The sequence below is a fragment of the Comamonas sp. BIGb0124 genome (genome assembly GCF_003752175.1).
Lineage (GTDB): Bacteria > Pseudomonadota > Gammaproteobacteria > Burkholderiales > Burkholderiaceae_C > Comamonas_F.
Window position 1 is genome coordinate 1 of the sequence record NZ_RJVF01000012.1, and the last position, 11,301, is coordinate 11,301.

The 11,301-nt window shown below is 65.3% G+C and carries 11 protein-coding genes and 1 pseudogene; 5 read left to right on the top strand and 7 right to left on the bottom strand.

The features are described 5' to 3' along the window. From EC845_RS14565 to EC845_RS14595, 7 genes and pseudogenes are all read right to left on the bottom strand, one after another. Window positions 1-116: pseudogene (locus EC845_RS14565) on the bottom strand (electron transfer flavoprotein subunit beta/FixA family protein); the annotation flags it as partial. Window positions 117-522: 406 nt separating this feature from the next. Beyond that, window positions 523-1,017, bottom strand: coding sequence for a disulfide bond formation protein B (locus EC845_RS14570; protein WP_123298865.1), 495 nt, complete (start codon window positions 1,015-1,017; stop codon window positions 523-525). A 362-nt stretch (window positions 1,018-1,379) separates the two neighbouring features. Further along, a complete protein-coding gene (locus EC845_RS14575; RefSeq protein ID WP_123298866.1) occupies window positions 1,380-2,024 on the bottom strand; it encodes a peroxiredoxin in 645 nt (214 codons plus the stop codon). Between the two features lie 235 nt (window positions 2,025-2,259). Next, complete coding sequence (locus tag EC845_RS14580; RefSeq protein ID WP_123298867.1) at window positions 2,260-3,462, bottom strand: branched-chain amino acid ABC transporter substrate-binding protein; 1,203 nt, start codon at window positions 3,460-3,462, stop codon at window positions 2,260-2,262. Between the two features lie 299 nt (window positions 3,463-3,761). Then, on the bottom strand, window positions 3,762-4,064 hold the full coding sequence (locus EC845_RS14585; RefSeq protein ID WP_123298868.1) for a hypothetical protein: 303 nt from the start codon (window positions 4,062-4,064) through the stop codon (window positions 3,762-3,764). A 34-nt stretch (window positions 4,065-4,098) separates the two neighbouring features. Beyond that, window positions 4,099-4,539, bottom strand: a complete 441-nt coding sequence (locus EC845_RS14590) for a DNA polymerase III subunit chi (RefSeq protein ID WP_123298869.1) — start codon at window positions 4,537-4,539, stop codon at window positions 4,099-4,101. 11 nt (window positions 4,540-4,550) lie between these two features. Further along, window positions 4,551-6,218 (bottom strand): leucyl aminopeptidase, encoded by a 1,668-nt coding sequence (locus tag EC845_RS14595; RefSeq protein ID WP_123298870.1) that lies wholly within the window; start codon window positions 6,216-6,218, stop codon window positions 4,551-4,553. Window positions 6,219-6,263: 45 nt separating this feature from the next. Here EC845_RS14595 and lptF point away from each other — a divergent pair, with 45 nt between their 5' ends. The 5 genes from lptF (at window position 6,264) to EC845_RS14620 (ending at window position 11,275) form a co-directional block, all read left to right on the top strand. After that, window positions 6,264-7,397 carry an LPS export ABC transporter permease LptF gene (gene lptF, locus EC845_RS14600; protein WP_123298871.1) on the top strand — a complete coding sequence of 378 codons (1,134 nt, stop codon included), beginning with the start codon at window positions 6,264-6,266 and terminating at the stop codon, window positions 7,395-7,397. Then, a complete protein-coding gene (lptG, locus tag EC845_RS14605; RefSeq protein WP_123298872.1) occupies window positions 7,394-8,494 on the top strand; it encodes an LPS export ABC transporter permease LptG in 1,101 nt (366 codons plus the stop codon). The genes lptF and lptG overlap by 4 nt, the downstream gene beginning before the upstream one ends. Window positions 8,495-8,522: 28 nt before the next feature. Next, window positions 8,523-8,939, top strand: a complete 417-nt coding sequence (locus EC845_RS14610) for a sirohydrochlorin chelatase (protein WP_123298873.1) — start codon at window positions 8,523-8,525, stop codon at window positions 8,937-8,939. Between the two features lie 97 nt (window positions 8,940-9,036). Then, a complete protein-coding gene (locus EC845_RS14615; RefSeq protein ID WP_123298874.1) occupies window positions 9,037-9,987 on the top strand; it encodes a CysB family HTH-type transcriptional regulator in 951 nt (316 codons plus the stop codon). Window positions 9,988-10,087: 100 nt separating this feature from the next. Then, window positions 10,088-11,275, top strand: coding sequence for a pyridoxal phosphate-dependent aminotransferase (locus tag EC845_RS14620; RefSeq protein WP_123298875.1), 1,188 nt, complete (start codon window positions 10,088-10,090; stop codon window positions 11,273-11,275). Window positions 11,276-11,301 lie beyond the last annotated feature (26 nt).

Here is an 11,301-nt window from a genome sequence, read left to right on the forward strand (position 1 = left end):
TCGAACGGATTCATGCTCATCTTGACGTTGGCGATGTCCACACCGCTGCCATCGGACTTCACGCGGACTTTCACGTTGTAGTCCACGACTCTTTTCACTGCTACCAACACCTTCATTGCGGCTCCTTAGATTGATCCATCGCGCCATCGACTCACAAGACCGTCGATTGACGCTTACGTCAACTGGACATTCTAGTGTCCCTCTGCATCGTCCCCATACGGCATGGGGAATAGCAGATGTTTTCCACGGATTGGGGAAACACCCGCCTGCCCGACCAAAAAGAACGATCGTACTTTTATATGGGGATCACCATAACAAACGCCGCCAGCCGGCGCACGGGTGGAGACCCTGATGGAAGATCGCAGCACGACCGGCATGAAACCGCTGGCGCCTTGCCGGCCCGGCCGAGCCGCCCCCTCGCAAAGACAGAAGCCCCGTGTCTTGGCCGACACGGGGCTTCTGGTTGTGCAACTGCCGTTGGTGCAGTGATCGTCTGTGCCGTCGCCGTTCACCTGCCGGCGATCACTTGCGGCGCAACAGGGCGTAAAGCAGTGCGATGGCCATGCCGGCAAAAGCGATGAACGACCAGTTGGCGATGCTCAGGCCGAGGAAAGTCCAGTCGATGGCGGTGCAGTCGCCGCTGCCCTTGAAGATCATGGGAATGGCACGGCGCAGGGGGAAGGTCTCGATCATGCCGTAGAAGTCACGGCTGCACGAAGCGAACTCAGGCGGGTACCACTGCAGAAAGCTCTGGCGGGCCGCCACGAAGGCACCGAAACCCGAACCGACCAGGGCCAGCACCGTACCGGCCAGATGCACCGACCGCGCACGAGGCAAAGCGCTCAGCCCGGCCACGATGGCCACCAGGAAAAGCGCGTAACGCTGCACGATGCACATGGGGCAGGGTTCGAGCCCCACGACATGCTGCAGATACAAGGCAAATGCCAGCAGCAGCACACAGATCGCAAACACCCAGGCCAGCACCTTGCGGCGGGTTCCCAACAGCGTAGTCAGCACTTCGATTCCTCTTCATCAGCCCAGGAGGGGCCGCCCATCATATTGGCTCGCAGCAACTGGCGCGCCCCAAGACATGTGAACGATCGCCAGGCAGCCGCCACGGACGCTCATCCCGGCCGCGGCCCGCTCGATTCGTTCAGCACGCATGGATTGTCGTCCAAGCCCTGTCATTGAGAGCAGCCGGACGACAAAGTTCGCGGACAAATCGTGATTTCTTGTGCCCTGGCGCACCTGCGGATGCAGGTCGTGCCCATTCGCCTGGCCACCATGAAAAAAGGACCTGTGCGGCAGGTCCTTCGTCGGTCTCGAGGCCGGCCCCTCGCGCATCCCCGAGGACACGTGGGCCAGCCCGCAGTCAGCGCTTACTTGTTGGGTTGCGGCGTGACGCGCAGGTAGGGCTTGACCGTGGTGTAACCCTTGGGGAAACGCCGGGCGATCTCTTCCGGATCCTGCAGGCTGGGCACGATCACGACGTCGTCGCCGTCCTTCCAGTCGGCCGGGGTGGCGACCTTGTGGCTGTCGGTGAGCTGCAGCGAATCGATCACACGCAGGATCTCTTCGAAGTTGCGGCCGGTGCTCGGCGGATAGGTGATGGTGGCGCGGATGGCTTTCTTCGGGTCGATGATGAAGACGCTGCGCACCGTGTGCGTGGCGGACGCATTGGGGTGGATCAGGTCGTAGAGCTCGGCCACCTTGCGGTCGGCGTCGGCCAGGATGGGGAAGTCGACCTCGGTGTTCTGGGTCTCGTTGATGTCCTTGATCCACTCGGAGTGGGACTCGACCGGATCGACGCTGACGGCGATGGGCTTGACGCCCCGCTTGGCGAATTCGGTCTTGAGCGCAGCGGTACGGCCCAGTTCGGTGGTGCAGATGGGGGTGAAATCCGCCGGATGGGAAAACAGCACGACCCAGCTGTCGCCAGCCCAGGCATGGAACTGAATGTCGCCCTGACTCGAAGCTTGTTTGAAATCGGGAGCCTGGTCGCCCAGACGAAGAGTGTTGCTCATTGGGAATCTCCAAAAAACGGCATCCGAAGGATGGACACCCCCATTGTGTATCCCTCGGCTAATTTCAAGAAATACCCATTTACCTTGAATTTATATTCAGATTTCATATAAAGACATCGCCTCGCCTCCCCCGGTGGCCGTTCGCAAAAAAGCCCGCAGGCCTTGCGGGCTGCGGGCTGGCTGGCAAGCCACCTGCCAGGAGATATCCCGGCCGATGACGCGCGGCTTTGCGAGCTTACTGCTCGACCGGCACCTTGCTGCCGTCCTTGTAGCTGTAGAGCGTGTAGGGGGCATCGACCAGTTCGCCGTTGGGCTGGAACTTGATGGTGGTCGTCACGCCCTGGTAGCTGGATTCCTTGAGCTTGGGCAGGTACACCTTGGGATCGGCCGAATCGGCACGCTTCATGGCATCGGCCAGCAGCATGGTCGCGTCGTAGGTGTAAGGGCTGTAGATCTGGAACTCGCCCGGGAAACGTTCGTCGTAGCGTTTTTTCCATTCCACGCCACCGGGCATCTTCGCCAGCGAGGCACCGCCTTCGGCACAGATCACGTTGTCCATGGTCGCCGATTTCGACGACAGTTCGACGATCTTGGTCGTGCAGATGCCATCGCCGCCGAACAGCTTGACCTTGGTCATGCCGAGCTGGGCCATCTGGCGCAGCATCGGGCCGGCCTGGGCGTCCATGCCGCCGTAGAAGATCACGTCGGGGTTCTTGGACTTGATGGCCGTGAGGATGGCCATGAAATCCACGGCCTTGTCGGTGGTGAACTGCTGGTCGACGACCTTGGCGCCATCGGTCTCGGCGGTCTTGCGGAAGATGTCGGCCACGCCCTGGCCGTAGGCGGTGCGGTCGTCGATGACGGCCACGTTCTTGAAGCCCAGCGTCTTGACGGCGTAGTTGGCCAGGCCTGCGCCCAGCGCGTTGTCGTTGGCGATGATGCGGTAGGTGGTGTCGTAGCCGGGCTTGGTCAGGTCCGGATTGGTGGCGGCACCGGTGACCATGGGAATGCCGCAGTCGTTGTAGATCTTGGAGGCGGGGATGGTGGTGCCCGAATTCAGATGACCCACCACGCCTGCGACCTTCGAATCGCACAGCTTCTGTGCGGCGGCGGTGCCTTGCTTGGGATCGGCACCGTCGTCCTCGGCCACCAGTTCCCACTTGACCTTCTTGCCACCGATGGTGATGTCCTGCTTGTTCAGGTCCTCGATGGCAAAGCGGGCACCGTTCTCGTTGTCCTTGCCGTAGTGGGCCTGGCCACCCGACATGGGGGCCACATGGCCGATGCGCACGACGACATCGCCGCCGGCAGGGGCGGCAGCCGGTGCCGCTGCAGGTGCGGCGCTACTCGTCGTTGCTGCAGGCGTCTCTTCCTTCTTGCCGCAAGCGGCAGCGGCCAGGGCGGCGGCCATCACGACGACTGTCAACTTCCATTGCATATCAGCCTCCAAAAACCTCAGATTGGTTGAACATCCGAAAGCCAGCCCGTCCTGCAAAAACGAGGACAGACATCGACTCGGCTGCAGCGATATTGCAAGTTCTGCGCCACATCCAAGGCCGGCCGTCGCGCAAAGTTTGACCGATTTGGTGCATGGACCGCGCGAGGTTTTACCCGCATGCGGCAAGGGCCGGTTTTGTGGTGGGCCGGCGTCGGCCCCGGAGGCCACGGGATAGCGCCCAGGCACCGCCGGGCTGCTGACGGACGTCCGTCAAAAAAGAGAGACGCCGGAGGTGGACATCAGCGCACCGGCCTGGCCGGCTTCAGCGCGTCTTCGGTGCATTGGCGAACGACAAGTTCGATTTCTTCCCGGATCTGGTGCGCGAGGCGCTGGCTTTCACGCTGGATCAGGTCGTTCAACGCGGTCTGGAGATGGTGCTCGAGCAGGGGCTGGATGCGGGCCATGACCTGCGCGACCACCGCGGCTTCGACGGCTGCGGGATGGGGCAGGTCGACCAGCCGCTCGTCGGGTGCCGGCATCAGCACGTCGTTCAAGGTCGGGATGTGGGCCGGCGGGCCGGCAGGTTGGGTCGGATCGGTCATGGTGCAGACGGGCCGGTGAGCGTCGCCGCGGACTTCATGGCGACGCGTGGTTGTGCAGGGCGTAACCCCGGTCTTTGTAATGTTTCCACCGCCGGCGTCCCTGGGCCACACCCTCGGCATCGAGCTCGGGTCTGCCCAGGATTTCGACAAGGCGTTCGAAACGCTCGAAACCGGGCGGCACGGCCTGGCCCAGGTTGACCAGCACGCTGCAGGCCTGGAGGTCGGGCGGCTCGGCCGCGCCCGCATCGTGCAGCACGATCGGGCTGGCGGCCAGCATCTCGGCGGCATCCACGCTGCGGCAATGCGGCAGGAACTCGGTATCCGAGAGATTCCACAGGGCCTGGTCCAGCCGGTCGAGCAAGGGCTCTTCGGCCACGACCAGCAACCGGGCGCCCTGCCCCGCCGCCTTGCGCAGCAGGCGGCAGGCGTAGGCGCAGCGATCGGCCACATTGGAGTGGAAATCGATACGGGTCATGAGCCCTGGCCTCAGGCCGCCGGACGCGCGCCGCGACGTGCGCGCACCGGTGCGGGAGCAGCGGCTTTGCGGGCCGATGCGGTTTTCCTGACTGCGGGCGCAGCCACCGCAGCCACGGTCGCGGCCGGGGTCCGCCGGGCAGCCTTGGCCGGTACGACCTCGGCGGCCACGGGGGCTGCCGTCTTGCGGCGGCCACCCGGCTTGCGTGTCGCGGCAACGGCGTCGGCTGCGGCCGGCTTGGCCGCCAGGTTCAGCAGGTACTGGAACAGCAGGCCCACGGGACGACCCGTGGAGCCCTTGGCCGCGCCGCCCTTCCAGGCGGTCCCGGCGATGTCGAGATGCGCCCAGGGATAGGCCGAGGCAAAACGCTGCAGGAACTTGGCCGCCGTGATGGCGCCGCCCGCACGGCCGGCCACATTGGCGACATCGGCGAAATGGGTCTTGAGGCCGTCGGCGTAGTCGTCGTCGAGCGGCAACCTCCAGCAGAGGTCGCCGGCTTGCTCGCCTGCAGCCTGCAGGTCGGCAGCCAGGGCTTCGTCGGTGCTGAACAGGCCGCTGCGCACGCCGCCCAGAGAGATCACGCAGGCGCCGGTGAGGGTGGCGATATCGACCACGCTCTGCGGCTTGAAGCGCTCGGCGTAGGTCAGCGCATCGCACAGCACCAAGCGCCCCTCGGCGTCGGTGTTGAGCACTTCGATGGTCTGTCCGCTCATGCTGGTGACGACGTCGCCCGGCTTGAGGGCCTGTCCATCGGGCATGTTCTCGCAACTGGCGATCAGGCCCACGACGTTGATGGCGGGCTGGAACTCGCCGAGCGCACGGAAGGTGCCGAGCACGCTGGCGGCGCCGCACATGTCGAACTTCATTTCGTCCATCTCGCCGGCAGGCTTGATGGAAATGCCGCCGGTGTCGAAGGTGATGCCCTTGCCGACCAGCACGTGGGGGGCCACCGACTTGGCGGCGCCGTTGTAGCGCAGCACGATGAAGCGCAGGGGCTCGACCGAGCCCTTGGCGACGGCGATGAACGAGCCCATGCCCAGCGCGGCGACTTCCTTGGGTCCGAGCACCTCGACCTGCACGCGCGGCAGGCGTGCAAGGGTGCGTGCGGCCTGGCCCAGCAGTGTCGGCGTGGCGTGGTTGCCGGGCCGGTTGCCCCATTCCTTGGCGAAGGCAATGCCTTCGGCGAGCGCACGGCCTTCGGCCACGCCCTGCCGGCCGATGCCGGCCGGGCTCAGCAGCGTGACGCGGCCGATGGTGCTGGCGCGTGCCTTGGCCTTGGTGTAGGTGTAGACATACGTGGCATCGCCGCAGGCCAGCACGGCGGCACGGACCACGTCCTCGCCAGGCTGATCGAGCGCGGCCAGCACCAGCGCCAGCTTGCGTACCGGGCTGTCCTTGAGCCCGCCCAGGGCCGAGCGGACGGCCTGAGCCACGTGGCGGGCAAGGCCGGCGCCGACACCCGCCAGGGTGACGCGGCGTGCGCCGAAGCCGGCGGGCGCATACAGTTGCAGGGTCTGGCCCGGCTTGCCTTCGAAATCGCCAGCGGAGCGCGCCGTCTGGATCAACGCCGACAGGGCATCGGTGCCGGGCTTGAAACCTTCGGGCACCAACACGACCAAAGCATCAGCCTTTTCATTCGCCGCAGCGGCGAGATCTGCATTCTTGAGAGCAAAGTCCATAATCCACGTTTTCCTTGTAGGGTGTTGCACCCTAGAGATTCTTCGATGTTATTCCATTCTTCCATACGCAAAGAATTGGCCCGGACCTTCGGCGCGACCTTCGTCGTCCTGGTCTCCATTGTGATCAGCATGATGCTCATCCGCGCCGTGCGCCTGGCAGCGCGCGGTTCGGTGAGTCCTGCCGACGTGATGATGGTCATGGGCTATACGGTGCTCAGCCACATGTCGACCATCCTCACGCTGAGCCTGTTCGTGGCCGTGGTGGGCGTGCTTTCGCGCATGTACCACGACAGCGAGATGGTGGTCTGGTTTTCCAGCGGCCGCGGCCTGACGAGTTTCGTGCGGCCGATCTTCCGGTTTGCCTGGCCCATCCTGGCCACGATTCTGGCGCTGGCGGTGGTGATCTGGCCCTGGGCGAACCAGCAGATCACCGACCTGCGCGCGAACTACGAGCAGCGCAGCGACCTCGACCGCATCGCGCCCGGCCAGTTCCAGGAGTCGTCCAACGGCAGCCGGGTGTTCTTCATCGACAAGGACACCCCCGACAGCAACACGGGCCGCAACGTCTTCGTCTCGACCGTCAAGGACGGCAAGCTCACCATCACCTCGGCACAGCGCGGCCACATCGAGACCCAAGGCACCGACCGGGTGCTGGTGCTCGAACACGGGCGCAACCTCGAGAGCTGGCAGGATCCGGCGGCCAACGACGGCACGGCCATGCGCATCGCGGACTTCGACCGCTACAGCATTCTGGTGGCCCAGGCCCAGGCCCCGGCACAACAGGTGGCGCCGGTTCGGGCCCGCAACACCCTCGACCTGCTGCAGGATCCGGCCCCGCAAAGCCGTGCCGAGCTGTCGTGGCGGCTGGGGCTGGCCTTCGCCGGCGTCAACTTCCTGCTCATCGCGCTGGCGTCCACACGCGTCAATCCGCGGGCGGGCCGAAGTCTCAACACCATCTTTGCGCTGCTGTCCTTCGTCGTCTATTACAACCTCATCACGCTGGGGCAGAACTGGATCGGCTCCGGCCGCATCGGACTGGTGGCCTGGCTGGTGCTGCTGCACGGCGGCATGCTGGCCCTTGCACTGGGCTGGCTCTACAAACGTGAACTGAACTGGCTGTGGCGCGATCTGCTGCCCCGCGGCCGCACCGACGCAACGCAGGCCGGAGGCGCCGCATGAAGACCATCCGCCGATTCATCTACCGCGAGGTGCTGCAGGCCGTGATGCTGGTGACCGTGGGGTTTCTGGCACTGTTCTTTTTCTTCGACCTGGTCGACGAACTGCAGGACGTCGGCAGCGGGCTGATCCCCTACCGCACGGTCGACGCCCTGCTCTACGTGACGCTGCTGGTGCCCGGCCACCTCTACGAGCTGCTGCCGATCGCCGTGCTGCTGGGCACGATCTTTGTGCTGGCCCGCTTCGCGCAGAGTTCGGAGTTCACCATCCTGCGCACCAGCGGACTGGGGCCCTGGCGTGCGCTGCGGACCCTGCTGGTGCTGGGCCTGGGCTTCGTGGTGCTGACGTTCGCGCTGGGCGACTATGTCTCGCCGCTGAGCGACCGCGGCGCGCAGTTGCTCAAGGCCCGCCACTCGGGCGACATCTCGGTCGGCCAGACCGGGGCCTGGCTGCGCGAGGCGCAGGGCGACAAGCGTTTTTCGGTGAATGTGGGCGCGCTGGCCTCGGACACCACCATGCGCAACATCCGCGTCTACGCCTTCGACGAACAGGGTTACCTGTCGTCCCTCACCGAAGCCGCCAGCGGCCGCGTGGTGCCCGAGGGCTGGCAACTGGAGAACGTCACCCGCAGCCTCTTTCCGCCGGCCAAGGCCGAGCGGGCCCGGGTCGCGCGCGAGCAGTTGCCCAGCTATGTCTGGCCCACCGAGATCTCGGCGGAAATGGTCTCTGCAGCGGTGCTCAAGCCCGACCGCATGAGCACCATTGCCCTGTTCCAGTACATCCAGCATCTGGAAGCCAACGAGCAGAGCGCCCAGCGCTACGCCATCGAGTTCTGGAAAAAAGTGTTCTTCCCCCTGAGCTGCCTGGTGATGGTCGTGCTGGCCCTGCCCTTCGCCTACCTGCACTTCCGTTCGGGCAACATGGCCGGCTACGTGTTCGCGGGCGTGCTGATCGGCATCAGCTTCTTCCTGCTCAACAACGTGTTCGGTTACATCGGAAACCTGCGCAACTGGTCGCCCTGGATCGCGGCGGCGGCACCGGGCATTCTCTACAGCCTGCTGTCGCTGGGCGCCTTCGGCTGGCTGGTGCTCAAGCGTTAGCAAAGACCCCTTCAATGACTGCCCCGAAATGACTGCCTCGACTCCTCCCATCCAGACCCCCGACGGCAGCGGCACGGCCATCGTGCTGTTCGGCCACGGCTCGCGCGACCCCCGCTGGGCCGAACCCATGGAAGCCGTGGCAACCCGGCTGCGCACGCTGGTGCCCCATCGGCCCGTGGTCTGCACGTATCTCGAACTCATGACGCCCGACCTGCCCACGGCGTGCGATGCGCTGGTGGCACAGGGCACACGCACGGTGGAAATCCTCCCCATGTTCCTCGGGACAGGCCGGCACGCACGCGAGGATCTGCCGGAACTGGTTGCCGCCCTCCGGCAGCGGCATACCGATACCGCGTTCGTGTTGCGCACGGCTCTGGGCGAGGATCCGGCCATGATCGAAGCGATCTCGCAATGGGCCCTGAGACTGCCGAGCGGCCAGGCCTGAAGCGGGAAGCCTGGTCCGCATTTCCCTCATAACCACAAGTTCTTAGATATTCGCTGCATAATGAAGGGATTCATTAGCGCGTATCGCATATAAATCTATGAACCTTCACCAGTTCCGCTTTGTTCAGGAAGCCTCGCGCCGTGGCCTGAATCTGACCGAGGCCGCCAAGGCTCTGCACACCTCGCAGCCCGGCGTGTCCAAGGCCATCATCGAGCTCGAGGAAGAACTGGGCGTGGAGATTTTTGCGCGCCATGGCAAGCGGCTCAAACGCATCACCGAGCCGGGCGAGCATGTGCTGCGCAGCATCGAAGTGATCATGCGCGAGATCGGCAACCTCAAGCGCATCGGCGAACAGTACAGCGCCCAGGACAGCGGCACGCTGTCCATCGCCACCACGCACACGCAGGCGCGCTACGTCCTGCCTTCGCCGGTGGCCAAGCTGCGCGAGCTCTATCCCAAGGTCAACGTCAGCCTGCATCAGGGCTCGCCCGATCAGGTCGCCAAGATGCTGATCGACGAGGTGGCCGAGGTCGGCATGGCGACCGAGTCGCTCAACAACTACCCCGAACTCGTGACGCTGCCCTGCTACGAATGGCAGCACGTGCTGGTCATGCCCCAGCACCATCCGCTGGCCGGCCGCAGCAACATCACGCTCGAGGACATCGCCAGCGAGCCGCTGATCACCTATCACCCCTCCTTCACCGGCCGCACCCGCATCGACCAGGCTTTTGCGGCCAAGTCGCTGCAGCCGCGCATTGCGCTCGAGGCGATCGACTCGGACGTGATCAAGACCTATGTCCGCCTGGGGCTGGGCATCGGCATCGTCGCCGAGATGGCCGTGACCGAGGACCCTGCCGCCAACGCCGACCTGGCCGTGCAACCGCTGGGTTACCTGCTGGGCCAGAACGTGGCCCGCGTGGCTTTCAAGCGGGGCGCCTACCTGCGCAATTTCGTCTACCGCTTCGCCGAGCTGCTCAGCGACCGGCTCAGCCGCGACCTCATCATCAAGGCCATGAACGGCACGGAAGGCGACGGCTACCGGCTCTGAGCATCGGGCGCCAGACGGCGCCGCGTCAAAGCCCTGCACGCTGTCCGTGCGTCATCCACCTTCCCTCATTCATTTCCCCGACCGCCACCCCGACGTCACCATGAACGCCCCCCTGTCCGCCCTCGAGTCCGCCACGCCGCGCACGCCTGCGCTGCAGAGCAAGCTGCCCCGCGTGGGCACCACGATCTTCAGCGTGATGTCGGCGCTCGCCGTGCAGCACGACGCGGTCAACCTGGGGCAGGGATTCCCGGATTTCTCGTGCGATCCCAAGCTGGTGGATGCGGTGGCCGAGGCCATGCGCGCGGGACACAACCAGTACCCGCCCATGCCGGGCGCCGCACCGCTGCGCCAGGCGATCTCGGACAAGATCGAGGCGCTGTACGGCCGCCGCTACGACGCGGCGACCGACATCACCGTGACCGCCGGCGCCACCCAGGGCATCCTGACGGCCGTGCTGGCCGTGGTGCGCGAGGGCGACGAAGTGATCGTGCTCGAACCCTGCTACGACAGTTATGTGCCGAACATCGAACTGGCCGGCGCCACCGTGGTGGGCGTGCCGCTGACGCCGCACACCTTCCGCCCGGACATGGCCAGGATCGCCGCGGCCATCACGCCGCGCACGCGCGCCATCGTCGTCAACACACCGCACAACCCCAGCGGCACGGTGTGGACGGCCGAGGAATGGCGCCAGCTCGACGAGCTGCTGGCGCCCACCGACATCGTGCTGATCTCGGACGAGGTCTACGAACACATGGTGTACGACGGCCAGCACCACCAGAGCGCGGCCAGCCTGCCGCGTCTGGCCGCACGGGCGTTCATCGTCTCGAGCTTCGGCAAGACCTACCACGTGACCGGCTGGAAGGTCGGCTTCGTGGCGGCGCCCCCGGCGCTGACGGCCGAGTTCCGCAAGGTCCATCAGTTCAATGTGTTCACGGTCAACACGCCGATGCAGCACGGACTGGCACGGTACATGGCCGATCCGGCGCCCTATCTCGAGCTGTCGGCTTTCTACCAGCGCAAGCGCGACCTGTTCCGTGCAGGACTGGCCGGCACCCGGTTCAAGCTGCTGCCTTGCGAAGGCACCTATTTCCAGTCGGTCGACATCTCGGCGGTCAGCGACCTCGACGAATCGGAGTTCTGCCAGTGGCTGACCGTGGAGCTGGGCGTGGCAGCCATCCCGACGTCGGCGTTCTACCGCGACGGCTTCGACCAGCGTGTGGTTCGTTTCTGTTTCGCCAAGCAGGACCAGACACTGCAGACCGCACTGGAGCGGCTGCAGCGTCTTTGAGACGGACAGGCCCGAAGACCCCTCCG